Source organism: Janthinobacterium sp. PLB04 (assembly GCF_021165895.1).
Classification (GTDB): domain Bacteria; phylum Pseudomonadota; class Gammaproteobacteria; order Burkholderiales; family Burkholderiaceae_D; genus Janthinobacterium; species Janthinobacterium lividum.
The window spans coordinates 3,054,889-3,079,139 of sequence record NZ_CP088968.1 but is presented as its reverse complement, the minus strand read 5'-3'; the positions used below and the strand labels follow the sequence as shown (position 1 = coordinate 3,079,139).

The following is a 24,251-nucleotide window of genomic DNA, read 5'->3' as shown; positions in this document are numbered from 1 at the left end:
GTTCAGGCTCCTTGCGCCGCACGGCGCGCCTTGCTGATCGTGTAGTGCAGGCTTGACGGCTGCAGGATGGCGTCGAAGTTGACGGGTTCCTGGGCCGAGTGCACCACCAATAGCGCGGTGATGGCGAAATTGAGGCGGTTGATCGAGCCTTCCTGGATTTCCAGCGAAGCGCGCACGCTGCGCAGGCGCGGCTCATGGCGCGCGATGGCCTTTTCCAGGCACTGGCAGATATACGCGCGGTCATCGGAACTCGACAGGCTCAGGCCGGCGAAATCATTGAGGCCGTAGGTGACAATCGAGCGGCCGCATTCGGGAAATTTTTTCAGCAGCGCTTCCGGTATCACGGTGCGCGTGTTGAGCAGCGCCTCCAGGTCGCGCGCCACGGTGTCTTTCAGATCCTCCAGCGACAGGCGCGAGACGGTGCTGCTGGAAGCGCCCTGGACAGGCGTGTCCATCAGGCGGTCGAACAATCCCGGCGTAAAACCCTTCATCGGTATCCCGTCATTGGCAGTGGGAAGGAACAAAAGGGCGGCCTGCGGCGGCCCTTTGATTCAGGAGCATCAGTCACGCAGGCACAAGCCGGAGTCACCGTCGGCGGCTAGCCGGAACGGCTTCATCCGGCAAGGGCCGTTGCCGATCAAATCGTCTTGTTGGCCGACAGATCCCAGCCGCCGGAGGTATTGCCGCCTGAGCCGCCACCGACTTTTTGCTGCGTGTATTTCCACTTGACCTTGGAATACTTGATCGATACGTTTTCGCCGAGGATGTCGCCAGCGGCGACGGACGGCGCCACGCTGCTGATCAGCACGTTTTCCAGCTCGATCTCGAAGTACTTGATGCGCTCGCCCTGGCCGTCAGCACGCAGGAATTCGAATTTGGCTTTCGGGATCGTTTTACCGGATGAGCAATTTTGCAGCAGCAGGGGCGTGGCGAGGTCGGCCAGCTTGGCGACCACGATATCCTTGTGCTCGGTACGTTCGGCGGTGTGGCCGCCGCCCGTCGAGGCGGTGGCGGACTTCGGCTGCAGTACTTCCCACTGGACCGACTTGCATTCGATCCAATCTTTGTGGGAGGTGTCGGTGGATTCGCCTTTGATACCATCAATTTGCAAGTAAACGTCGATTGCCATGTCATTCCTTTCGGTTGTTTATGAAAAAATCAGGATTTGGTCGATTGCGGCAGCTCCGCGACCAAACGGAGTGAAACGGACAGCTCATCGAGCTGGAAATGGGGACGCAGGAAGGAAATGGCCCGGTAGACGCCCGGACGGCCAGGCACTTCCGACACCTGCACCGATGCTTCGCGCAGCGGGAACTGGGCCTTCTGTTCCTGGCTGGCGTTATCGTCGAGCAGCACGTATTGCATCAGCCAGCGGTTGAGGAAGTCTTCGACGTTGGACGCGGCGGCAAAGCTGCCGATCTTGTCGCGCATCATCGCCTTCATGTAATGGGCGATGCGCGACACGGCAAAGATGTATTGCAGCTGCGACGACAGCACCGCATTCGCATTCGCGGAATCGGTGTTGTACTTCTTGGCCTTCTGCGCCGACTGGGCGCCGAAGAAGGCCGCGTAATCCGTGTTTTTGCAATGCACCAGCGAAATGAAACCCAGGTCGCTCAGCTCTTTTTCGCGGCGGTCGGTAATCGCAATCTCGGTCGGGCATTTCAGCGCCACTTCACCCTCGTCAGTCTTGAAGGTATGGGTCGGCAAGTCTTCGACCAGGCCGCCGCCTTCCACGCCGCGGATCGCCGCGCACCAGCCATAGTCGTCGAAGGCCGCCGTCAGCTTGGCGCCGAAGGCATAGGCGGCATTGCACCACAGGTATTTCTGGTGGTTGGTGCCATCGACATCCTCGACGAAGTTGAAGCCGTCGACGGTGGCGCCGTCGGCCGGATTGAACGGCAGGCGCCCCAGGTAGCGCGGCAGCGTCAGGCCGACGTAGCGCGCATCTTCCGATTCGCGGAACGACTTCCACTTCGCATATTCGACCGTGTCGAACACCTTGGCCAGGTCGCGCGGCTTGCCGAGGTCGGAATAGCTCTCGAGGCCGAACAGCTCGGGCGATGCGGCCGAAATGAAGGGCGCGTGGGCGGCAGCGGCCACATGCGACATCTGCTCGAGGAAATACATGTCTTCGGGCTGGCGCGTGAATTCGAAGTCGCCCAGCAGCGCGCCGAATGGAGCACCGCCGAAAGTGCCGAACTCTTCCTCATACACTTTCTTGAACATGGTCGACTGATCGAATTCCAGCGCGCTCTGGAAATCGCGCACCAGCTCGCGCTTGGTGGCGTTCAGCAGCTTGATCTTCAGGTTGGTGCCAGTGGGCGTGTTATCGACCAGGTGATGCAGGCCGGTCCAGCTGCTTTCCAGCTTCTGGAATTCGGGCGCATGCATGATGACGCTGAGCTGGCGCGAAATGAGTCTGTCCAGCTCGGCAACGCGCGCATCGATGGTGGCCGCCAGGTTGTCCGACACCACCACGGTGCCCTCCATCACCTGGCTGACCAGTTCTGAAATCAGGTCCTTGGCGCGTGCATGCTCGACGCTGGATTTGGCAACCTTGCTTTGTTCGACGATCTGGTCAAGCAAGCCGATATCGGTAGTCGCGGCAGCGCCGGACGCAGGGGTCAGTTGAGCGGACATGGGATCAGTCTTTCTTGGCGGTGGATTGTTGTTCCAGCTGGGCCAGCTTTTCCGTGCTGTTGAGCACGTCGTTCAGGATATCTTCCAGCTTGTCGTTACCGGCCAGCTTGTTGCGCAGGTCGGCCAGCTTGGTGCGCGCCTCGAGCAAGCGGCGCAATGGCGCCACCTGCTCCACCACCGCCTCGGGACGGAAGTCATTGAGCGACTTGAAGCGCAGGTCGACGCGCAACTGGCCGCCTTCATCGCTGAGCTCATTGCTGACGCCAAACGCGGCGCGCGGCTCGACGCCCTTGAGCACCTCGTCGAAATTGTCGCGGTCAATGCCGATGAACTTGCGGTCCTTCAGCCGTTTCTGCTCGACTTCCGAATTGCCGCCGAAGTCGCCCACGACGCCCATTACGAAGGGCAGTTCCTTGTTTTCAATCGCATCGCCGATTTCCACGTCATACGTCATCTGCACGCGTGGCGGCCGGACCTTTTGCAGGCGTTTTTGAACACTTTCTTTTTTTGACATGACACATCCCTTCACGAGTAATCGGCGGCATCCGCGATGCCCTGGTAGATTGCTACTGCCTCAGCTTCACTTCAAACCATCGAAGGGATTGGCACTGCTGTCAGCAGTCTTGCTCTGTCCCTTGCGCGGCGGACGCGCCGGTTGCTTGTCGCGCGCCTGCGCCGCGGCAGGCGCCGGTACCAGGACGCTTTCGCCCAGGCTTTCGCGCAACAGCTTGGCCAGATCCTGCGATTCGGTGCGCAGCGGACCGGACAGGTTGTTCTGGCGGCTCAGGTCGGCCAATGCACGCGTCGACAGGCGCAGTCCGCTGATCGCAATGACGCTGTTGGCCAGTTTGTCGGCGGGGTCGCGCACCAGCACTTCCTGGGCATTGATGATGGCGTCGCCGTACTGGCCCGCCTCATAGCGGGTCTGCGCCATACGGACCCATGGATTCTTATCGGCTGGGAATTCGACAGCGGCTTGTTTCCACAAACCCATGGCCGCCTCGTTGTTGCCCGAACTGGCAGCCTGGGTCGCCTTTGCCATCAGCTCGTCGAGCGAGGGCGGCGGCGGCGCCGTCTTGACCGCAGGCGCGGTGCTGCAGGCACTGAGCGTCAATGCGCAAGCGACTGCGGCAAAAAAATGGAGTGTGAATTGGCGAGACATGGTCTGATTTCCCTCAAAAAAAAAAGATGATGCGGTCATTAAAAAACTTGCAATTTATAGTTGCCAAATTCTTATTTTTGCGAGACTAACACGGATTGAATATTGACTCCGTTCAATAGAAAATACGCGAAAACTCACAATCCGATCGGCCGCAAAGGCAGGCGCCATGCGGGAAACGTACCGTACGCGCCTTTCTTCCAGATAATGTTAATGTTGTTGCAGTTGCGAAAAAAGCACATAGTTTCTTATTGCAAAGATTGAATGATCGGATGCACCTGCAAGGCGCCGATCGCGCTGCAAAAGAGCCCGGGAGCGGCAGCGTTCTCCGCGCTTTTACTTCCTCGGGAAAAAGGGCAATCGATGAGCATTACAAGCAAATTGTTATGGGGGGAAGGCCTGTTTCTGCGCCCCCAGCACTTCCAGCAGCAAGACCGGTACCATGAACATCGCCTGCACGAAAGCATCAAGGCGCTGCATCCCTACGCCTGGGGTGTCAATCACGTGCAGATCGACCGTGATGCGCTGAGCAATAACACGCTGCGGCTGCTGGAACTGTCGCTGGTGTTCCAGGATGGCGAAATCTACAACGCTCCCGGCGCCGACGAGTTGCCCGAAGCCCTGGACCTGAGCAAGCTGCTGCAATCACAGCAAACCGTCACGTTTTATGCCGCCCTGCCCGCCTTCAAACACTTCGGCGGCAACTTTGCCGCGCCCGACCAAACCAACAGCGCAGCCCGCTACGGTCAGACCAACCTGGAAACGCCCGACCTGTACACCCATGCAGCGCAGGCCGAACTGGCCTACCTGCAAAAATCGCTGCGCCTGGTGGCCGAATCGGAACCGCGCGATTCGTATGTGAATTTTCCGTTGCTGCGCCTGCGGCGCCTGTCGACCGGCGGCTTCGAGCCGGACCCGTCGTTCGTGCCGCCGAGCCTGTCGATCCGCAGCGCCCCGCTGCTGTTCCTGCAACTGCGCCGCCTGATCGATGCGCTGCAGGCAAAGGTCAACGCCCTGTACGGCCACCACCGCGAGCCGAGCAAGAATGTGATCGAATTTCGCTCCGGCGACATGTCCTCGTTCTGGCTGCTGCACACGGCCAGTTCGGCCTTCGCCTCGCTCAGCCATTATTTCCATCATCCGGCGCTGCACCCGGAGCGCCTGTACGAAGCGCTGCTGGCCCTGGCCGGCGCGCTGATGACGTTCTCGAAAACCCATGCGCTGGCCGACCTGCCGGCTTACCAGCACACCGATCCGGGGCCGTCGTTCGCGCGCCTGCACGCGATCATCCGCGAACTGCTCGACACGGTGATCTCGTCAAAATATTTCGCCATTGCATTGACCGAAATCAAGCCGTCTTACCATCACGGCAAGCTCGATTCGGGCAAGATCGACGACAAGACCGCGTTTTACCTGGGCGTCTCGGCCGACCTGCCGGGCGTGGAACTGGTGGACGTGGTGCCGCTGCGCTTCAAGATCGGCGCGCCCGACGATGTGGAAAAATTCGTGCTGTCGGCCCTGCCCGGCGTGCGCCTGCAGCACACGCCGCAAGTGCCGGCCGCCGTGCCCGTGCGGCCCGATACGTACTACTTCACCATCGAAGCGAAGGGCCAGATGTACGACCGCATGCTGCAGGCCCAGTCGATTTCGATCTACGTTCCGTCCGGCATGCGGGATCTGAAACTTGAACTTGTCGCCATTACTTCCTGAAGATAAACGATGAATGCAAACGCCCCCTCCCTGATGTCCGGCGGCTCCGCCGCTTACGCATCGAGCGTACCTGCCGGCCCGGGCACGGAACACACGCTGACGGACCTGATGTACGACGGTTTCTACGCGCTGTTCATGCTGAAAAACGGCAGCGGCCCGCAAGACAATGCCGATTTCATCAGAAAGATGACGCAGTTTCTCGACGAATTCGGGCACGCGGCGAAAAAACATGCGGCCTCGGCCGACGATATCGATGCCGCCAAATATGCATTTTGTGCAGCGGTCGACGAAATCATCCTGCGCTCGCCGTATGCCATCCGCGACGACTGGGCGCGCCGCCCGCTGCAACTGGTGCTGTTCGGCGACCAGCTGGCCGGCGAGAATTTCTTCATCCGTCTCGAAGCCCTGCGCGCGCGCGGCAGCGCCCACCTGCAGGCGCTGGAAGTGTTTCACATGTGCTTGCTGCTCGGCTTCCAGGGGCGGTACATCCTGGAAGGCTCGGAAAAACTGGCCTACCTGACGGCCCGCCTGGGTGACGAGATCGCCCAGATGAAGGGCAAGAAAGCCGGCTTTGCACCACATGCGGAACGCCCCGACCAGATTGCGCACAAGTTGCGCAACGACGTGCCGCTGTGGGTGCTGTGCTCGATATTCGCGCTGATCTGTGCACTCGGTTACCTGGGCCTGCGCACCATGCTGGCCAAAAACACCGAACAGCAGATGAACGCCTACAGCGATATCGTCAAACTGGCGCCGCGCACGGCCAACCTGACCATCACGTTGCCTTAATGAGCGGCCCGGCAACGACAGAGGCCGCCCTGGGGGTGTTCGGCACCGGCCTGTCCCAGCATGCGCGGCTAATCACGCTTGCCACGGCACAGGAATCGAACCTGCCCGAATCGCTGATGGCCGAGCGGATGACGGGCCGCGAGGCGGTCAATGAGCTGTTCCGCTTCGAGGTCGATGCCTTGAGCACGGCGGCGGGCCTGGACCTGGCCAGCTTTCTCGGGGAAGAAATCACGCTCAAGCTGCTGCAGCCCGACGGCAGCTGGCGCGCCTGGCACGGACTGTGCACCGACTGCGGCTTTGCCGGCGCCGATGGCGGCGTGGCGCACTACCGGCTGCGCCTCGAGCCTGCCCTGGCCTTGCTGGGCTTGCGCCGCGACAGCTATATCTTCCAGGACAAGAACGCGCGCGACCTCATCACGGAGCTGCTCGGCGACTATCCGCAGGTCCGTTTCGAATTCGATGTCAGCCAGGAACTGGCGCCACGCCCCGTCTGGACCCAATACCGCGAAAGCGACCTGGCCTTCCTGACCCGCGTGCTCGCCTTCGAAGGCCTGAGCTGGCGCTTCGAGCACGAACAGGATGGAGCGGCGCAACAAGGCGAACAACAGAACGCGCAGCAGGCAAAACACAAGCTCGTGATTTTCGACAGCAAGGCAGTCGCGCCGCCGACGCCGGGCGTGGCTGGCCTGCGCTTTCACGGCATGCGCGCCAGCGATACCGATGACGCCATCGACAGCTTCAGCGCGCGGCGCCAGGTGCGGCCCAATGCGGTCGGCATCAGCAGCTGGGACCCGCAGCAACTGGCGGCGCCGGCCGCCGAACACAGTTCGAGCCTGCAGGCGGGCGAGCTGCCACCCCTGCCCCTGTACGACGGCTCCGGCGAACGGCGCTATGCCGACAGCACGGCGGCCGATCCGCACGGCCTGCGCATGCTGCAGGCGCTGGAACTGGAGAACAAGCAATTCACGGGCGCTGGCGCGGTGCGGCGCATGGCGGCCGGCCACGCCTTTGACCTGCTGCAGCACGAACACTATGCCGATGGCGCCAACCAGTTCACCGTGCTCTGGGTCGAGCACGAGGCACGCAACAACCTGGGGCCGGCCGGCGGCGCGCTGACGGCGCTACTGTCGAAACTGTCGGCAGTGGCCAGCCTGAGCGACGTCGCCAGCCTGCTCGATGGCCAGCTCGAGGCCGGCACCTACCGCAATACCTTCGCTTGCGCGCGGACCAGCGTGGCCATCGTGCCGCTCGCCACCGCCGCGCGCGTGGCCAGCAGCGCGCTGGGGCCGCAAACGGCGCTGGTGGTCGGCCTGCCCGACAGCGTGGCGACCACCGGGCGCGACCACCAGGTACGCATCCAGTTCGCCTGGCAACGGGGCGGCGCCGCCAATCCGGGCGGCATGGCGCACAACACGGATCAACAGGGCAACGCACCCGGCAATGAAGCGTCAGGCACCTGGGTGCGCGTTGCCGAAGCCTTGGCCGGCCCGAACTGGGGTTCACAATTTACGCCGCGCATCGGCACCGAAGTGCTGGTCGACTTCATCGAAGGCGACATGGACCGTCCGCTGGTAGTGGCCCAGCTCTATACCGGCAGCGACGCGCCGCCGTATGCGGCCGGCGTCGGTTCGGACGTCAATCACGCCGGCGTCATTTCCGGCATCCACAGCCACAATTTCGATGGCGGCGGCTATAACCAGTGGGTGATCGACGACACGCCGGGCCAGTTGCGTACCCGCCTGGCGACGAGCAGCGCGGCCACGCAGCTGAACCTCGGCTACCTGGTACAGCAGGGCCCCAACACGGCCCAGCGCGGCAGTTACCGCGGCAGCGGTTTCGAACTGCGCACCGACGCCTGGAGCGTGCTGCGCGGCGGCGAAGGCGTGCTCATCTCGACCACCGCCCGCGCACAGACTGGCGCGGGCGTTGCTTCTACCCAGCTCGACACCATGGAAGCGCTGGCCCAGCTGAAAGGCGCGGCCGAACTGAACAAGTCGCTGGCCGAGGCCGCACAGCAACAAACCGCCCTGTTCAGCCAGGACACGAAACAGGCCCAGCTGGACTTGATCAAGCAGATCGATCCGCAGCAGGATGGCAAATACCAAGCGAGCGTGGGCGGTCAGGAGGCGCTAAAAGCCAGCGCAGGCGAGCGCAAGCTGGCCGCTGACCAGCCGGTGGAAAAGTTCGGCCAGCCGCTGGTACTGATGGAAGCGCCTGCCAGCATCAACTGGGCCACGCCAGGCTCGACCGTGGTGTTTGCCGCCCAGCAGTTGCACTGGACGACGCAAGCGGACTTGCACATGACGGCCGGCCACACCTATTCATCCGTGTCGGCCAGCGCGCAAGGACTGTTTACCCACACCGGCGGCATCCAGGCGATTGCCGCGAACGGCCCCGTATCGCTGCAGGCGCATACGGGGCAACTGGAAATCCTGGCCGACAAGGCCATTACCGTGATCTCGGTCAACGACTGCATCGACATCAAGGCCAATCAGAAGATCACGCTACAGGCCGGGCAATCGTCGATCACGCTTGAAGGCGGCAATATCACGTTTACCTGTCCCGGCAACTTCACGGTCAAGGGTGGCCAGCACGTGTTCAACGGCGGCGCCAGCGCGGCGGGCGTGCTGCCGGCGCTGCCGGATACGCGCATCAAGCTGTTCGACGAAGGCTTTGTGCTGCGCGACCGCGACACGGGCGAAGCGATGCCGCGCCAGCCCTACCGCATCAAGCGCGAAGATGGCAGCTATGAGAGCGGCATGACCGACGAAAAGGGCTTGACGCATGTGATTGCGGCCGCCGCCACCGAGGCGCTGGTGATCGAGCTGCTGAAAACCGTGGGCGGCCAGGATTCGGCACCGGCACCGGCATCCGCCCCCTCTTCCGCACCGGCGCCGGTGCCAGGTTCGCCAGGGCAGCCGGCAGCCAGGGCCAGCACCCCGCCGGAACCAAAATACAAACCGGCAGGCGACTCCAGCACCACGCCAGTGGACAACAAGCGCCGCAAGGAAGTGCTGGTCAAGCTGCCGGCCTGCTGGATCGAGGACTACGAAAAGGAAATCGCCGGTCCCTCGTATGGCCGCTATGCGCAGCCTTACCAGCACGACGGCACGCCGCACAAATACAAGGACAGGATCTGGTTCAAGCTGTACGTGCCGTCAAAATCGGACGGTCCGGTGGTGGTGGAAGTGCGCTTCAAGGCCATCACGGTACTGGACGCCGCAGGACAGGCGCTGGAAGAGAGCGACAAGGGCACGGAATCGGCGGCGCTGCGCGTCAAGCAGCGCGCCAACGTGGTGGCGCTGGCGAAGAAAAACGCGACGGCCGGCATCGAAGGCAACTGGAACAACAAGTTCCGGCTTGAAATCAATGACCCGCAATGCGGACAAAAAGTGTTGCCCGTGGTTTTCCGCGTCCTCTGGGTCGAGGAGAATCAGCATTACACGCTGCAGATCCACAAGCGCTATGACCGCGAAAACGTGACCGGCGACGTCATGAACGTGTCGCTGGCAACGGCACTGACCACGTATGCGCATGAATTCGGGCATTGCGTCGGCATGCCCGACGAATACTCGTACACGGAATTCGAAGAAACGGTACGCTATTTCAAGCCGGACGGCACGCTCGACGAGCCCATCGTCTGCCACGTCAACGGCACCTCGCCGGAAGACCTGACGCAATCGATCATGTCGTACGCAGAAGGCGCGCGGATCCTGAAACGCCACGGCTGGAATATCGCGATCGAGGCGCAGGAATTACTGAGCAAAAAAATCGGCAGGAAAATACGATGCGATATTGTCTGACCCTGCTTATCTATGCCATGCTGATGGCACTACCATTGAAAGCAAACACCATGACGAGCACCCACGCGCCCCTCTCCATCTCCCTGCAATGCCTGGGCAACGCTGGCTGCGTCTATGAGCGCAAGCCGATCGACCTGCTGGTTACCATCCGCAACGATGGCAGCCGCGATATCGGTTTTCCGCTCGACTACCTGCGCAAGTCGGGCCCGATCGTCAAATTCATCGATACCGATACCGGCGCCGTCACCTACGCCCGCCGTGGCCTGGCCAATCCGGCGCTGAAAACGCAATTCACCACGATTGCGCCAGGCGCTTCGATTTCCATGGAAATCGACGTGCATCCAACCGACATTGAAACGTTTCGCATCAAAAAAGTCGATATCAGCGTTGAAGTAATATTGAAGGGCGACATACGCATCGATGGCGAAGCGCAGTTGCAGGACTACCAGGGCGGCGCGAAGATCCGCATCTTTGAAAAAGAGGAGTAAGACGATGCTGGTGCGGATGGTGCTGATCAGCGTGGCCCCATTACCGGGGCGATACTGACCGCATTGCCTGGCAGGTCCAGTCCGGGCGCACATGGTGGCATCACCCGATGACTGGTACTGGAGCAGTCATCGGTACTTTTTTGGACGAGCAGTTCCTGCTTATTGCCGGTTTGTCGCGGGCGGGATGGGAGAATCCAAGGCCAAGAGCAGACCTTCACCGTGTGAGCACCGTTAGCGGCTGCTTTGAGAGGTCGAGTGTCCCCAGCTTGATGTCCGCTTTGCGTTTTTACACAGCTTGGGCCGAAAGCAGCCTGTCATTTTGGTTGGAAAACCCTTCAAAGATGCGCCATCGGCTTAGCGTGCTATTTTTCCGTTTTTCCCCTTCTCTCCTCTTTGATCCTCACGTCAAGCCCGGTAATGAGAAGATCGAGGCCCAGCTCGAATCGTGCATCAAAATCCATATCAAACAGATCGTCCATAGCTGCCAGAGCATGAGGATAGCGATGGGCCGCCAGCGCTGCAAATTGCTCCCGTTGCCGTTCGATGTTCGTGGATTCTGCCGTCAGATGCACCAGCGGCTGCTCTTCCGTTACGAAACCAGTCACGTAATAGAGGATGCTGAAAGCACCCCAGGACGCTAGGCGAGTCGAGGCCCCCGCCTCGCATAAAGGGGCGATTAATGCCTCGGCAACACGGAAGACATTGTCGGTGGTGACATACGTGCCCGCGTAGACGCGTGCACCGTCACGTCGCTTGAGTAGCGCACGCCGGATGTCGTGCGCGGTTGCGCTGACCGCAACGAACCAGCTGGGCGACCAAGCTGGCCCAGCCAATTCCTTGCGGGCGACCCCTTCCATCAAAGCATCCGCCATGCCATCCATCAAAGCCTGTTTGTTGGTGAAGTGCCAATAAAGCGATGCTGCTTTAATATCTAGTTTTTGGGCAAGACGGCGCATTGTAAGACCATCGATACCTACCTCGTCGAGCAGATCCAAAGCGGCTGCGATCACGGTTTCACGTTGAATTTTCATACTTATAAGTTTCGTGTTTGACAGGCTAACGTCGTTAGTTTAACATGGAATTTTTACCTAACAACGTTAGATTTGGGCGCGGAATGAAACTTGATAATGCTGATGTAATCGTGGTGGGTGCAGGCCCTGTTGGCTTGACCCTGGCGTGTGAGTTGCGGCTCGCTGGCCTGCATGTCACCGTGTTGGAGCGGCGTGCGGAGCCGATAGCACAATCGCGTGCCCTTACCATGCACGGCAGGACGGTGGAAATGCTGGCACAGCGGGGCGTGGCCGATCGCTTCTTGGAACGTGGGAAAAAGATTCCCATGGGGCACTTTGCCGGTCTTGACACTCGCCTCGATTTCTCTGTTCTTGACACCACGTTTCCGTATACCCTGTTCATCCCACAGAGTGTGACGGAGCAATTACTGGAGGCATGGGCAAATGAGCTTGGCGTCGCGGTGCGCCGAAACGCCACGGTGGAAGGCGTCGTTGAAACGTCGACCGGCGTTTTTGTGAAAGGCCGACAAAGCGGCAGCCCTTTCGGCCTTTCTTGCAGCTATGTGATCGGTGCGGACGGTGCGCGCAGCTTGGTACGCCAGAACGCGGGCATCGCGTTCGATGGCCTGCCGGCCACAAAGACCGCCATGCTGGGCGACGTTTGTCTCAGTACGCCGCCCGCCACACCAATTCTTAGTATGACTAACGCTGCAGGGGGCTTGATGGTGGTCCCATTGAGTACGGGCATGCACCGGGTGATAGTGGTCGATGCGGAGCGGATGGGTGTGCCTGCGGCCACGCCAGTGACGCTCGACGAGTTATCGAGTTCGGCCCGCAGGGTGGCAGGTCAGGACTTCGGCCTGCATACACCGCAATGGCTGTCGCGCTTTTCGAACGAAACCCGTCTCGCCGCCGCTTACCGCAAAGATCGCTTCCTGCTGGTCGGTGATGCCGCACATATTCATCTTCCCGCCGGCGGACAGGGCATGAATGTGGGCATGCAGGACGCGATGAACCTTGGCTGGAAGCTCGCTGGCGTTGTGCGAGGGTACGCTCCCGACTCCCTGCTCGACAGCTACCATCACGAGCGACACGCCGTGGGAGCGGCGCTGTACAACAACACCTTGGCGCAAAGCGCGTTGATGATGAATTCGTTCGATGCACCGGGACTGAAGCTGCGAGAGATGTTCAGTGATCTGATGAAAATCCCTGCGCTCAATGCAGCGCTCGCACATGATCTGTCCGGCTACGGTATTCGATACGATGCCCCTCTCGCCGAGGTTTCGCAAGGGTGGCTCGTCTTGCCGGACTGGACCGGGCGACGGCTATCCGACTGGCAGTTGCAACTCAGTAACGGTAGTCTGGCCTCGCTATTCAGTTTTTTGCGAACCGGCCGTTGGGTGCTATTACAAATGACCAATTGCGAAGACGGCAACTACATGCCCCAACTTGATGCTAGATGGATCGGCACGGTCAAGGCGGTTCCCGTGAACCGCCACGCAACACCAGTCGGCGTGCATGCCTTGCTCATTCGACCAGACGGGTATGTGGATCATGCCGTCGCACATAAGTAAAGCGCATGATGCCTACCGTCACGCCGAATCCGCGATGAATGGCTACTTTGGCCAAAAGCGGACCTACCCGCCCAAACTACAATTCTGATGAACATAGACTAACTTACTCGACGCCGCGTTGAAACCGCTCTTCTGGACTGTGATGGTTCGTGTAGAGATATCAACTTCGCCAAATGCATTTCGACATCTGGAGCCATTGACGTCTTAAGGGTTCTAGCATCATCTTGGACTTTGGTTCAGGCGATGACGGGTGAAGGCGATGATATTGCAAAAGCCGAGTTGCAAGGCAATCTTCGACAGGCATCTGGCTCGCTATCCACTGTTTGGAATGGCGGCAGCAACCCTGAGCATATCCAAGCGTACTTCCACTGGGATGAACCAGACAGGATATTCTGTGAGATCACGTTTTTCCCCCAGGACTTTGACGGCGAAACCTTCAAACTCATAGATTTCCTGTTGTAGTGGTTTAATGTACCCGGACACTGATTTAGGCGAGAATGCTCGCCATGGAGAGGTGTTTGATGAGCAAGCAAAGACGTACGTTTTCCCCTGAGTTCAAACAGCAGGCAGCATGCTTGGTGCTGGATCAAGGATACAGCCACGTGGAGGCAAGCCGGTCGGTCGGCATCGGCGAATCGGTGCTGCGCCGCTGGGTGCAGCAGCTGCAGTTGGAGCGGCAAGGCATCACGCCGCAGAGCAAGGCAATGACGCCAGATCAGCAGCGAATACAGGAACTCGAAGCACGTATTGAGCGTCTCGAGCGGGAGAAGTCCATTTTAAAAAAGGCTACCGCGCTCTTGATGTCGGAAGGGATAGAACGTACGAGGTAATCGATCAGATTTGTGGTGACGAATCAATCGAGTTGATCTGCTCGGTGTTCGACGTAGCGCGGTCATGCCTGTATGCGCATCGGGAGCGCGCCCGGCACATTGATGTTGAGCGCATGGCATTGCGTGGCCGCGTGCACGAGCTGTTCGTCGAGAGTCGCAGTTCGGCGGGAAGCCGCAGCATTATGGGCATGATGCGCGAGGAAGGCACGGCAATTGGCCGCTTCAAAGTCAGTCGTTTGATGGAAGAGCTAGGGCTGGTCTGCAAACAGCCTGGCAGCCATGCCTATAAGCAGGCTACGGTGGAACGGGTCGATATTCCGAACCACCTCAGCCGTGAATTCACAGTGGAGGCGCCAAATCAGGTCTGGTGCGGGGACATCACCTATGTCTGGGCGCAAGGCCGATGGTATTACCTGGCTGTGGTGTTGGATTTATTTGCTCGCCGAGCGGTGGGCTGGGCATTCTCGCTACGACCCGATGCCGACCTTGTTGTGCAAGCGCTGGAAATGGCTTACGAGCAGCGAGGTCGACCGCAGAGGCTGCTGTTTCATTCGGATCAAGGTAGCCAGTACGCCAGTCGAAAATTCCGTCAGCGCTTGTGGCGCTATCGGATACGACAGAGTATGAGCCGTCGGGGAAATTGTTGGGATAACTCTCCGATGGAACGGCTGTTCCGCAGCTTCAAAACTGAATGGCTGCCGTCAACTGGTTACATGACGGCACAGAAAGCACAACGGGACATCAGCCACTACCTGATGCACCGGTATAACTGGATACGACCACATCAGTTCAACCAGGGACTGGCACCGGCCGTCGCCGAAAAAAAACTTAACGTAGTGTCCGGGATGGGTTGACCACTACATACCTCGCCGTGCGCCAAGGAGCCTCCTCAGCCAACTTTTAGCCATTGAAACATTGGTATAATGTTATATGCGAGTTTAGGCCAACCGAGCGGTTCGACAACCGGGGCAAGCCTGACCTTCCTGAAAACGCGATTTCGTCCTCACCTCAAGGCGTGCGATGACCACCTCGATTTTTACACCCGCAGGTGAGCAGCTGAGTGCCCTGCCCGCCGCGTATCTGGTGGGGCATTACGAGTTCCGGGCCCGGCTCGGCGAAGGCGGCTATGGTGAAGTCTTCGAGGCCTGGGACCGCAAGCTGCAGCGCAGCGTGGCCGTCAAGCGCATCCGGGATGCTGCTGGGGCTGGACTGGACAATGCCACGATGCGCGAAGCTCGCCTGGCGGCCTCGCTGCGCCACACCGCTTTCGTCAAGGTGCACGCCGTCGAAGAAGATGGCGCAGCCCAGATGATCGTGATGGAACTGGTGCTGGGGCAAACTGTCAGGCAGATCATCGAGAACGCGGCCGTGCCGGCGGCCACCGCGCTTGACTGGGTGCGGCAGGTGGCCGAAGCGATGCAGCATGCGCACGATTCCGGCCTCGTCCACGGCGACCTGAAACCATCCAACCTGATGGTCGAGCCCACGGGCCAAGTGCGCATACTGGACTTCGGCCTGGCGCTGCGCATCGACAGCCTGGCCACCCGATCGGCTCCGCTCGCCGAACCCGTCGGCACCATCATGTACATGGCGCCCGAACGCTTCCACGGCGCCGCGCCGACCACCCCCAGCGACGTCTACGCACTCGGGGTCATCCTGTATGAGCTGGTGTGCGGCACACGCCCCCACGCAAGCCTCAACGGCCTGGCGCTCGCCGCAGCCCACCTGCACTCCGACTCGGCCACTTGGACCTATCCTGACAGCGCCGGCGCCGCACTGGTCGCCCTCATCCGGGCCATGACCGCCCGCCAGCCCGGGCAGCGCCTGGGCAGCATGACGCGAGTCCTGCAGCGCCTTGACGCGCTGGCGGGCGCGGAAGGCCAGCCGCCGCGCGCAGTGCAGCAGCCGCGACGGCGTGGGGGACCCTGGCGCAAAAGTGCCCTGGCCACGCTGGCGGTGGCGGCGCTAGCGCTTGCCGGCTGGCGCTTGGCGCCCTACGCTCCCGCTCTGGTGCAAGCGGCGGCGCCATTCTCCGAAACACAGCAGGTGCGCGACGGCCTGGACGCCCTGAAGAAGGTGGACCGCCACGGCAACCTGGACAAGGCCGCCGCGCATTTTTCCAGCGTGCTGGCGCACAGGCCCGGCAACGCGGCAGCCGTCGCCGGGATGGCGCTGGTGTACGCCATCCGTTATGGCGGCGATGGACAGGATGAAGTCTGGCTGGGCAAGGCCGCCGCCTGTGCGCAGCAGACCCTGCGGCTCGATCCGCACCTCGCGCTGGGCCACGTCGCCAACGGCTGGGTGCTCGACACCCAGGGCCGCTATGACCAGGCCTTCCAGGAGTACGAACAGGCACTGCGCAACGACCCTGGCAACTTTTTCGCCTGGTACGGCAAGGTGCAAGCCCTGCGGCATGCGCGCCGCTATCCCGAGGCTCTGCGCACGCTGGCGCTGGCGGCCGGACGGTTCCCCCAAGAGCGGGTGTTCGCCGACGAACTGGGCATCCTCCATTACGAGCAAGGCGACTACCCCGCCGCAGAGCAGGCTTTTCGCCACAGCATCCGGCTGCAGCCTGACGCCGTCACCGGATACGCCAACCTGAACGCGGTGCTGCTGAGCCAGAACCGCGCCGATGAGGCACTGCATGTACTGCAGCAAGGCTTGCAGGTCGGCCCGAGCTCCAAGCTCTACGGCAACCTGGGCAATGCGTTTTTCCTGCGCGGCGATTACGTCGAGGCCGTTACCGCGTTTGAAAATGCCGTATCGCCAACCCGCGGCGCGCCGGGCAACTACCTGAACTGGGCCAACTTGGCCGACGCGCTGCTGTGGATCCCCGGGCGCGAAGCGGAGGCGCGCCGCGCCTATGCCCGGGCCAGCAGTCTGCTCGCGCCCCGCCTGGCGCGTTCGCCCAACGATGCGACTCTGGCGTCGCGCATGGGCCTGTACGCCGCACGCAACGGCGACAAAGCGGCCTCGATGGCACTCGTGGCGCGCGCCATCGCGCTGGCCCCCACTAACGCCTACATCCGCTTCCGGGCGGCCCTAGCCTACGAATTGCTAGGTAACCGTCAGATGGCGCTGGCCGCAATTATCGAAGCCAGGCGCCAGGGCCATCCGGTCACGATGATCGAGGCGGAGCCGGACCTGGTCGCGCTGCGGCGCGACCCCGGCTATCCGCAGACTGACGCCCGCTAATTTCCACGGGAATTTTCCACACAGTAACAACCAAAGGAAACGACATGATCGCTGTGAATCCAAACAACTTCATCGTCACGTTCGACGCTGCCGGGCAAAACGTAGCCTGGAAGTATGACGGCGCCGGCGATGCGCCCGTGTGCGCCGCCGGCGAAAGCCAGCGGATCACTTTCTCGTTTGTCTGTTCCGACCGGCCCCAGACCTTCAGTGTGGTGGCGACGCTGACCGCGCAGCCGATGGCCGGATCGGCAGGCGCGCCGTTTGTCCAGGGCGCAGTGGTCCCGCTGACCAATCCCACCACCCTCACGGTGAGCACCCAGGCGGGCGACTGGGACTTCGGAATCGCCTTCACGGCAACCTGGCCAGCGCCGGACGGCTACACCGTGAGCGCCAACGTGCCCGATCCGGAACTGCAGGTGGGCTCAATCCCGCCCGGCTGAGCACGGAACTTCCCGCTCGCCGAGCAGCCGCCGCAGCGGCTCGGCCGGCGTCTTGAGCAGTGCCGCGCAGCGGCCGACATCGCCCTCGCTGGCGACCAGGGCACGGTCGATTTCGTCGGCCGGGATGTACTGGGCGCGCTTGATGTCGGGATGCTTGTCCAGCAGTTTGTACAGGGTGGGACGGGAAATCCCCAGCGCCCTGGCGGCATGCGCGATGGTCCAGGCGTGGCGCTCCATGGCGTCGAGGATATCGTGCTCGCTCAGCTCGCCAGGCTTACGCCGCGCGGGACCAGGCGCCGCCGGCGCTCCGGTGCTGGCGGCGCCGCCAGGAGCCGCGGCGGACTCGCGCACCAGCTGCGCGAATTGCGGGATGGCGCCGGCGTCGAGGATCAGCATGGCGCGCTGCAGGGCCCGCGCCAGCTGCCGAATATTGCCGGGCCAGTGATAGCATGCCAGTTCGCTCACCAGCGCGCAGCTAAGGCGCATCGCCGCCGCCTGGTCGGCGAGCAGGTCTAGAATTAGCACCCCGATATCCTCGCGTCGGCTGCGCAGCGCGGGCAGTGCGACGGAAAACCCTTCCAGGCGCCGCAGCAGCGCCTGGTTGAAGCCGGCCGTATCGAGCTGCTGGTCAGTGGCGGCGATCAGGCGCGCGGTGGAACGTTGGTCCTGCGCCGCGCCAAGCGGCCGGTAGTCGCCACCCTCAAGCACGCGCAGTAGCATCGGCTGCACGCTGGCGGGCGCATTGCCTATTTCGTCGAGAAACAGAGTGGCGCCGTCGGCCTCGGCAAACCACCCTTTGCGATCGGCCTGCGCCCCGGTGTAGGCGCCGCGCGCCGCGCCGAACAGGTCGGCCGGGGCCAGGGCCTCGTTCAAGGCCGCCATGTTCACTGTCACCAGTTTGGCGCGGCCCCGCTTGCTCAACGCATGGATGGCGCGCGCCGCGATCTCCTTACCAGTCCCGGTTTCGCCGAGCAACAAGACCGGCATGTCCGTGGGGGCGACCATGCGGATCTGGTCGCGCATGGCCAGCGCGCCGCTGCCGACACCCGACACCCCGGGCGCGGGATTATGCCGGGGCAGCGAATCCATCCAGTGAAAACACAGCAGCACTGCACGGCCCAGGGCCAGCACCTGGCCTGCGCCGACCTGTGCGGCGTCAAGGACGACATCGCCCTGCACGACCTTGCCGTTGAGTTCCACGACCATGCGGGTGACGGGCAGTTGGAGCGAGACATTGTCGAGGGCGTCGCGCCTTACTCTCAGCGGTTCGCGCGACAAACCGCCATGGCCCAGTGGCAGCGGGTCGCCGCCGGGGCGGCAAAACAGCGGCCCATAGCGGCTCAGTTCCAGCGCCGTGCCTTGCGCCCCGGTTACGAATTGCTCACCTATCCTTGCCGGGTCCGGATGCCAGAGGATCGTCAGGGCTAGCAGGGAAGGGCTATCGGCTCCCGGGCCGGACAGGGGCGAGGTAAGAGTGCGGAATTCGTCGTTCATGGTCTGGCGTGTCACCCCGGTAGACTGCCGTGTATCGGGCCATCGATGGCGCGTACTAGGAGCGGCAAATTCTACACTCTTTCACCGCCTTCGAACCGGGCAGTGGGCCCCACCGCCGCGCAGCGCCACACTACGCGGCCGTCCGGGAAAAGCGCGGCACGCCGATGAAGCGCGCGCTGATGCGCTCCCCGGAAAAGCGCGACAGGCAGGCGGCCACGCCTGCGTAGCCGGTCAAGTACGTACAGGCGAAATCATCGGGGTGCTCCGAACAGGCCACCGCAGCGCCGTCTCGTTCGACCACGAATGCCTCGAGCAGGACGCGCAGGGTGCGCGCTTCGTCGAGCCAGCGCGGTTCGCCCGTGGCCAGGTGCAGGTCCAGCAGGCATTCGATACTGCCGGCCAGACCATGGCACTGGCCTGGATTGAGCACACGCGAGCCGGTGGCCACGGCATGGCCGGCGCGATTCAACCATTCCTGCGTTTCGGGGAATCGTCCCGTCGCCAGCGCATGCGCAAGGAAGACGGCGACGCCTGCCGCACCATGGCACCAGCAGGTGCCGGCCATCCTGCCCGCAGGCGTATCGGGCCAGTTCGCCCCGCCGTTGGCAAGCGGCTGCGCATGGCTGATGAGGAAGCGGACAACCTCGCCCGCAGCCTGCGCATACGCCTCGTCGCCCGTGGCTGTCCACAGATCGAGCAGCGTGTCGCCGATACCCGCGGCGCCGTGCGCATATCCCAGGTAGCACTGGCCCGCCATGGGCTCGAAACCGTCCGGAATCGTCCAGGACCACCCCTGCGCGGATCGCGCCGCCGTGCGCAACAATGCCTGGCCCGCCACAACGGCAGCTTGCAGCGCCGCAGGATCGCGTGTTTCGCTCCAGAGAAGAAGATGAAAAAGAGCCCGGCCGGCGCTGCCGACGTAGATGTCGGGCGAGGTGTGCGGCTGCGCGGCAACCCATTCGCCGCGGGCCGCAGCCAGCGTGACCAGGGCCGCGTCACCGGTCACCTGCCCGGCGCGCAGCAGGGCCACCCCGACGCCCGCCTCGCCGGCATACAGACCGGGCAGAGTTCCAGCCGCGCACGCCAGGGAATGCGCCGCCTGCCCCAGCGCGGCGAGCGCCGCCGGCTCGTGCGTGGCCGATGCCGTCTCGGCCAGAGCCAGCACCGCGCCCGCACGGCCGTCGTTAAGGTCGCGCGCCAGTTCCGCAGCGGCCGTCCAGGAAGAGCGCGGCCGCAGGCCCCGCTCCAGTGCGTTGACGATCGACTGCTGCAGGCGCATCACCAAGCCGGGCGAGGCGGGCGCTTCGGCGCCATCCTGGGCGCGCACTGCGCAGAGGCCTTTGGTATCCGGCGCCGGCGGATAAACGCCTAGCAGACCGGCAAGCAGTTGGGCGGGCGACGCCTGCTCTTCATCGGCGAGAGAGGATTCGATCAAGGCGGCAAGCGCCCGCCCGCGTCCCGGAGCCAGAAGCGCGACCGGGCGCCCGAGCAGGTGGAATTCCTCCGGCGCGCGCGATGGCTCCGCGCCAGTGGCTAGAAAGTACAGCAGCGCGCCCAGCGCGTAGGTGTCTGCCTGGACGGCATTCTTGCTGCGCGACCGGTAGCCGCGTGTTCCCGGAGGCCGGTCGGCGATATCCTCCCCCATCGAATAGGCGATGCCGAAGTCGATGATCTTCAGCTCGCCGCCCGGCGACAAGATCAGGTTGGTCGATTTGATGTCAGCGTGCGAAATTCCCCTGGCGTGCAGATCGGCGACAATCTGTGCGGCCGCGATGCCAATGTCGATCACCTCATGGTCGGCAAGAGGGGCGCCTTGCGCCAGGCGCTGGGCGACATAGGCATCGAGCCGTTCGCCGGGAATGTCTTCCATAATCAGCATGAGGAGGTCGGTTCCCTCCTCGACTAACTGGTAGGGTTGCGGCACGCGGGGATCGTCCGCCAGCACGTTGAGCAGTTCATATTCGCGCTGGAGGTAGTGCCATGCGTCCCTGCCGCGATGATCGGCGTGGCAATGCCTGCGGGCCGTCTTGAGCACGCAGCGCCGCCCCAGCGCCATGTCGACAGCGAGCAGCACCGATCCGCGCGCCATTTCGGCCAGCTCGCCCACGATGAGGAAACGGCCGCCGGCGACGGTGCCGGGGGCGGGCACTTCGGTGCGTTCGACGCCGCCGCCGAACGGATCGCGCACCCAGTCTGGCTTCTGGTAGCGGGTCAGCCGCACGTCGGCCACCAGCTTGCCGTCCGGGTCAGCCAGTACGGGGCGCCGTTCGCCGGTTGGCAGTTGCTGCTCGCGGCCGAGGAAGTCCCCGTAACGGAAATGTACCAGGCTTCCTGGCGAAAGCTGGCGATCGGTGGGAATGGCCGGGCCGCTCAGGCCGGCGGTGCGCGCGTGGAGCTGCGCCGCCAGGCGCACAGCCTGCGCATCGTCGGTAGGATATATCGTGATGAACTTGCCGACTTGCGTCAATCCCAGTTCACCCCTGTTGAGACGGCGAAGCACGTCCATGTCGGCGGCGAACTTGAAGTGCCCAGGCTCGCCCAGCAACACATCCATTGTCGCCGCCAACACTTCTGCGGCACAGGCGGCGTTGGACGATACATGAAGCTTCCAGCCCTGAGACGGAGTGGAAACCGATTTGTTCCTGACATAGGTCCAGCTGCCCGAAGGCCCGGCCCAGGCGTCGACCGTCCAGTCCGGCGTCTGCTCCTTCTCGGCCAGGCAATCGGCCGCAATCCTGTAGAGCCTGTTTTGCTGGCGATCATAGGCCGCGCCAGGCAAGGTAGGCTGGTCTTTTCCGGTGGACAGAAAAACGGTTTGTCGAACTGCGTTCTGGTTCATGGCGGTGCCTGGGTGAGGGGTGTAGAACAGGTGGGAGACGTGCCGCAGCTGCGCGTGCAGGTGCGGCACGGACACGGCACTTCTTAGGTCGAGAGGATGCAGCTGAAGTCGCACCCGTCCAGGGCGGTGCCGGGCAACGGCACGCTGACGTCGAAACCGGCCGCAGCAAGCGCGGCGCGCGGATCGCTCAGCAGCTGAGCTTTCCATTCTGGCTCCAGCGCCGCCTTGTTCAACACATCTTCGGCCATGCGGCGACGGGCCACCAGGGCTGCATCACCAGTATCGCCTTGACATGGGCACGGCACGGCTTTGGCCGAGGCCGTAGCATTGGGCGACGCGCACACTGCGTTGCCGGCAGCGATGAGCGCCGTAATGGCGGTTTTCAGCGTCGCGTACGAACTGGGCACGTTGGGCAGGAGGATGTTGAGCGCCGCCGAAGCCATGCCCCAGTAATGGCAGAAATTGATGGCTTCAATGGCGTTGGCCGCCGCGACCGTATGTTGTTGGTTCGATTGATTCATGAAAAGCTCCTGTGAGGGTAATACGCAGCGCGGGAAATCCGGTGCGTACCTGCACTTCAGCAACGAACGTGCCAGGCGCCGCTGCCAGGCGCCCTCCCTCCAGCCCTTGGGCAGACGCCTGCGCCGCGCTGTAAAATTGACACGGCTTTACATGTAAAGGGCGGCTCGCGCCTCGCCGAGTAGCCGGGGAGAATTCCGGATAGCGCATAGAATGGTTCTGTCGCGTTGATGAGCACAGCACGGATTTTTTCGTGCTGCGCATGCCCCCTGCTTACACTGGATATCTCTGACGCAATACGCGGGCAGGATGGGCAGGTCGCGGCGGCTTCACTGGTCGAGCATTTGAAGGTCGGGCGTATCCAGCTTCTGGATAACCAAACGCCCGTGGGTGGGCCACTGATGTTTTCCGATTTGGCTGTTGCGCTGAGTGCTATCGACACCATGAAAATAGAGGCATGGGCCGCCAACGACAGCATTAGCATGGCGCGGATCGCGTTGCCAGATCGTTGGGCCCTGATCTCTTGGTGCTGCGAAGCACCTGCTGTGCGATCTCGTAGCTGCCTGATCCAACGACGAGATCGGGGCTGCCCTGTCTATCGCCCCTGCCCTGCAAAGACTCCTGCCGCGCTCAAGTAAAAGCTGCTTGAGCTTCGGTGAAGTTCTCCATGCACGCTTCCGTGGCCAAACCTCTTGCAACGTTAATCCCGGGGTTCGCGGTGCGCGGCGCAATCGATTCGAGTTCTCTTTCGCATCATTTCCACTCTGCAACGATGCATTTAAGTTAAAGTGTTGCGTTGATCGATTGAATCTGCAGCCAGCAGCAGACGTTCAGTTCTTAGCCTCGGAGACCGCAACCTTGCAAGGAGCGTAAGTGGATTTCACGGAATTAGCTTTTAGGAGAGTTGATGATCGTTGGATAAAAGCCGATGACTATGTGGATTGGGCAAATGAATTACTCGAATGTGGTTGTGACGCCCCGAGCATTTGGGAGCTTGCGGCTTACCGTTGGGATGCCTATGTCGACCCGAATCAAGTTGAACGGTTATCTGTTGTCCGCGTTGTTCCGCATACCTGAAGACCAGCTTAACGATATCGCGCGCGTGCACGGCCGTCGCAGGGGCGCCACGTGCGAGGATGGCGTCGCATACGGAACGCAACTCGTTGTGCGTAATTTCATGCAGCAAGAGGCTGCCAAATGGGCGTTTCAGATCGCGTTCGTACACTGCGCACCGCATGTCCCGCGTCGACTCCGCCATTTTGTACTTGAGCAGCCATTGTTCAGCCCAGGCACCGAACCGGCCACCAGCTGCGGCCTGCGTCCGCACCTGCGCTTTGAGGCGAGCCGGTGACTTTCCTTCTGACAACTCCTTTTTAGCCTCGCTTAGCCGGGCTCTCGCCTCCTGCAGACTCAAACCCGATGTGCCATACTGGCCGAGTACCAGCGTTTCCTGTCGGCCATGTACGCGGTAATTATAGCGAAACGACACATTGCCACTTTTAAGCACAAGAGCGTAAAGTCCATCGCGGTCAGGCACCTTATATGCCTTATCGGCAGATTTAAGATTTTTCAGCTTGGTGTCAGTGAGCATGATCCCCCCTTTCGGTACCATCACGTTAGCAACGTCACTTCATAATATCCCACCAAATCAAATACTTATACAAAAAGAACCTATTCACTTAAGGTGAAATCGAGGGCAAATCGGGGGGGAGTAAAAGGGATTTGATACCATCAGCGTGACATCTCTTCGCCAAAGAA

19 protein-coding genes are annotated in these 24,251 nt (G+C 62.0%); 9 read left to right on the top strand and 10 right to left on the bottom strand.

Annotation, left to right across the window (positions count from 1 at the left end; genetic code table 11):
* Nucleotides 1-2 precede the first annotated feature (2 nt).
* The 5 genes from tssE to LSO07_RS13695 form a co-directional block, all read right to left on the bottom strand.
* The gene (tssE, locus tag LSO07_RS13715) at nt 3-491 is read right to left on the bottom strand and encodes a type VI secretion system baseplate subunit TssE (RefSeq protein ID WP_034777804.1); all 489 of its coding nucleotides are present in this window, start codon (nt 489-491) and stop codon (nt 3-5) included.
* Between the two features lie 146 nt (nt 492-637).
* Nucleotides 638-1,129 (bottom strand): Hcp family type VI secretion system effector, encoded by a 492-nt coding sequence (locus LSO07_RS13710; RefSeq protein WP_034752191.1) that lies wholly within the window; start codon nt 1,127-1,129, stop codon nt 638-640.
* 29 nt (nt 1,130-1,158) lie between these two features.
* Nucleotides 1,159-2,643 carry a type VI secretion system contractile sheath large subunit gene (gene tssC / locus LSO07_RS13705; RefSeq protein ID WP_034777802.1) on the bottom strand — a complete coding sequence of 495 codons (1,485 nt, stop codon included), beginning with the start codon at nt 2,641-2,643 and terminating at the stop codon, nt 1,159-1,161.
* 4 nt (nt 2,644-2,647) lie between these two features.
* On the bottom strand, nt 2,648-3,157 hold the full coding sequence (tssB, locus tag LSO07_RS13700) for a type VI secretion system contractile sheath small subunit (protein WP_070257339.1): 510 nt from the start codon (nt 3,155-3,157) through the stop codon (nt 2,648-2,650).
* A gap of 66 nt (nt 3,158-3,223) precedes the next feature.
* Nucleotides 3,224-3,805 carry a tetratricopeptide repeat protein gene (locus tag LSO07_RS13695; RefSeq protein WP_231773009.1) on the bottom strand — a complete coding sequence of 194 codons (582 nt, stop codon included), beginning with the start codon at nt 3,803-3,805 and terminating at the stop codon, nt 3,224-3,226.
* Nucleotides 3,806-4,165: 360 nt separating this feature from the next.
* Between LSO07_RS13695 and tssK the strand changes: the two genes are divergently transcribed.
* The 4 genes from tssK to LSO07_RS13675 are packed head-to-tail and all read left to right on the top strand — an operon-like array spanning nt 4,166 to nt 10,592.
* Nucleotides 4,166-5,512 carry a type VI secretion system baseplate subunit TssK gene (tssK, locus tag LSO07_RS13690; protein WP_070257341.1) on the top strand — a complete coding sequence of 449 codons (1,347 nt, stop codon included), beginning with the start codon at nt 4,166-4,168 and terminating at the stop codon, nt 5,510-5,512.
* 9 nt (nt 5,513-5,521) lie between these two features.
* The gene (icmH, locus tag LSO07_RS13685; RefSeq protein ID WP_034777796.1) at nt 5,522-6,301 is read left to right on the top strand and encodes a type IVB secretion system protein IcmH/DotU; all 780 of its coding nucleotides are present in this window, start codon (nt 5,522-5,524) and stop codon (nt 6,299-6,301) included.
* Nucleotides 6,301-10,104 carry a type VI secretion system Vgr family protein gene (tssI, locus tag LSO07_RS13680; RefSeq protein ID WP_208672464.1) on the top strand — a complete coding sequence of 1,268 codons (3,804 nt, stop codon included), beginning with the start codon at nt 6,301-6,303 and terminating at the stop codon, nt 10,102-10,104. Before icmH ends, tssI begins: the two co-directional genes overlap by 1 nt.
* Nucleotides 10,105-10,154: 50 nt before the next feature.
* Nucleotides 10,155-10,592, top strand: coding sequence for a hypothetical protein (locus LSO07_RS13675; RefSeq protein ID WP_092611025.1), 438 nt, complete (start codon nt 10,155-10,157; stop codon nt 10,590-10,592).
* Between the two features lie 362 nt (nt 10,593-10,954).
* Here LSO07_RS13675 and LSO07_RS13670 read toward each other — a convergent pair whose 3' ends face one another.
* Entirely contained in the window at nt 10,955-11,623 is a 669-nt protein-coding gene (locus LSO07_RS13670) for a TetR/AcrR family transcriptional regulator C-terminal domain-containing protein (protein ID WP_208672463.1), read from the bottom strand.
* Between the two features lie 83 nt (nt 11,624-11,706).
* Between LSO07_RS13670 and LSO07_RS13665 the strand changes: the two genes are divergently transcribed.
* The 5 genes from LSO07_RS13665 (at nt 11,707) to LSO07_RS13645 (ending at nt 17,641) form a co-directional block, all read left to right on the top strand.
* On the top strand, nt 11,707-13,176 hold the full coding sequence (locus tag LSO07_RS13665) for an FAD-dependent oxidoreductase (protein ID WP_208672462.1): 1,470 nt from the start codon (nt 11,707-11,709) through the stop codon (nt 13,174-13,176).
* Nucleotides 13,177-13,419: 243 nt separating this feature from the next.
* Entirely contained in the window at nt 13,420-13,638 is a 219-nt protein-coding gene (locus LSO07_RS13660; RefSeq protein ID WP_208672461.1) for a hypothetical protein, read from the top strand.
* A 59-nt stretch (nt 13,639-13,697) separates the two neighbouring features.
* Nucleotides 13,698-14,860, top strand: a protein-coding gene (locus LSO07_RS13655) for an IS3 family transposase (RefSeq protein WP_231773018.1) whose coding sequence is annotated in 2 segments (ribosomal slippage) — nt 13,698-13,953 and nt 13,953-14,860 — 1,164 coding nt in all. Because the reading frame shifts where the segments join, the coding sequence is not laid out codon by codon here.
* A gap of 166 nt (nt 14,861-15,026) precedes the next feature.
* Entirely contained in the window at nt 15,027-17,201 is a 2,175-nt protein-coding gene (locus LSO07_RS13650) for a serine/threonine-protein kinase (RefSeq protein WP_151094750.1), read from the top strand.
* 44 nt (nt 17,202-17,245) lie between these two features.
* Entirely contained in the window at nt 17,246-17,641 is a 396-nt protein-coding gene (locus LSO07_RS13645) for a hypothetical protein (RefSeq protein WP_151094748.1), read from the top strand.
* Here the strand turns inward: LSO07_RS13645 and LSO07_RS13640 are convergent.
* The 4 genes from LSO07_RS13640 to LSO07_RS13625 all read right to left on the bottom strand — a co-directional run bounded on the left by LSO07_RS13640 (nt 17,624) and on the right by LSO07_RS13625 (nt 24,084).
* On the bottom strand, nt 17,624-19,135 hold the full coding sequence (locus LSO07_RS13640; RefSeq protein WP_151094746.1) for a sigma 54-interacting transcriptional regulator: 1,512 nt from the start codon (nt 19,133-19,135) through the stop codon (nt 17,624-17,626). The two genes, LSO07_RS13645 and LSO07_RS13640, sit on opposite strands and share 18 nt — an antisense overlap.
* Nucleotides 19,136-19,265: 130 nt before the next feature.
* Nucleotides 19,266-21,974, bottom strand: a complete 2,709-nt coding sequence (locus tag LSO07_RS13635) for a class III lanthionine synthetase LanKC N-terminal domain-containing protein (protein WP_191909667.1) — start codon at nt 21,972-21,974, stop codon at nt 19,266-19,268.
* Between the two features lie 83 nt (nt 21,975-22,057).
* The gene (locus LSO07_RS13630; protein ID WP_191909666.1) at nt 22,058-22,495 is read right to left on the bottom strand and encodes a hypothetical protein; all 438 of its coding nucleotides are present in this window, start codon (nt 22,493-22,495) and stop codon (nt 22,058-22,060) included.
* 893 nt (nt 22,496-23,388) lie between these two features.
* The gene (locus tag LSO07_RS13625; RefSeq protein ID WP_151094742.1) at nt 23,389-24,084 is read right to left on the bottom strand and encodes a tyrosine-type recombinase/integrase; all 696 of its coding nucleotides are present in this window, start codon (nt 24,082-24,084) and stop codon (nt 23,389-23,391) included.
* Nucleotides 24,085-24,251: the final 167 nt, after the last annotated feature.

Excerpts from the sequence above, each read along its gene's own strand:
- tssE (WP_034777804.1), bottom strand. The coding sequence starts at position 491 with ATGAAGGGTTTTACGCCGGGATTGTTCGACCGCCTGATGGACACGCCT.
- LSO07_RS13710 (WP_034752191.1), bottom strand. The coding sequence starts at position 1,129 with ATGGCAATCGACGTTTACTTGCAAATTGATGGTATCAAAGGCGAATCC.
- tssC (WP_034777802.1), bottom strand. The coding sequence starts at position 2,643 with ATGTCCGCTCAACTGACCCCTGCGTCCGGCGCTGCCGCGACTACCGAT.
- tssB (WP_070257339.1), bottom strand. The coding sequence starts at position 3,157 with ATGTCAAAAAAAGAAAGTGTTCAAAAACGCCTGCAAAAGGTCCGGCCG.
- LSO07_RS13695 (WP_231773009.1), bottom strand. The coding sequence starts at position 3,805 with ATGTCTCGCCAATTCACACTCCATTTTTTTGCCGCAGTCGCTTGCGCA.
- tssK (WP_070257341.1), top strand. The coding sequence starts at position 4,166 with ATGAGCATTACAAGCAAATTGTTATGGGGGGAAGGCCTGTTTCTGCGC.
- icmH (WP_034777796.1), top strand. The coding sequence starts at position 5,522 with ATGAATGCAAACGCCCCCTCCCTGATGTCCGGCGGCTCCGCCGCTTAC.
- tssI (WP_208672464.1), top strand. The coding sequence starts at position 6,301 with ATGAGCGGCCCGGCAACGACAGAGGCCGCCCTGGGGGTGTTCGGCACC.
- LSO07_RS13675 (WP_092611025.1), top strand. The coding sequence starts at position 10,155 with ATGACGAGCACCCACGCGCCCCTCTCCATCTCCCTGCAATGCCTGGGC.
- LSO07_RS13670 (WP_208672463.1), bottom strand. The coding sequence starts at position 11,623 with ATGAAAATTCAACGTGAAACCGTGATCGCAGCCGCTTTGGATCTGCTC.
- LSO07_RS13665 (WP_208672462.1), top strand. The coding sequence starts at position 11,707 with ATGAAACTTGATAATGCTGATGTAATCGTGGTGGGTGCAGGCCCTGTT.
- LSO07_RS13660 (WP_208672461.1), top strand. The coding sequence starts at position 13,420 with ATGACGGGTGAAGGCGATGATATTGCAAAAGCCGAGTTGCAAGGCAAT.
- LSO07_RS13650 (WP_151094750.1), top strand. The coding sequence starts at position 15,027 with ATGACCACCTCGATTTTTACACCCGCAGGTGAGCAGCTGAGTGCCCTG.
- LSO07_RS13645 (WP_151094748.1), top strand. The coding sequence starts at position 17,246 with ATGATCGCTGTGAATCCAAACAACTTCATCGTCACGTTCGACGCTGCC.
- LSO07_RS13640 (WP_151094746.1), bottom strand. The coding sequence starts at position 19,135 with ATGAACGACGAATTCCGCACTCTTACCTCGCCCCTGTCCGGCCCGGGA.
- LSO07_RS13635 (WP_191909667.1), bottom strand. The coding sequence starts at position 21,974 with ATGAACCAGAACGCAGTTCGACAAACCGTTTTTCTGTCCACCGGAAAA.
- LSO07_RS13630 (WP_191909666.1), bottom strand. The coding sequence starts at position 22,495 with ATGAATCAATCGAACCAACAACATACGGTCGCGGCGGCCAACGCCATT.
- LSO07_RS13625 (WP_151094742.1), bottom strand. The coding sequence starts at position 24,084 with ATGCTCACTGACACCAAGCTGAAAAATCTTAAATCTGCCGATAAGGCA.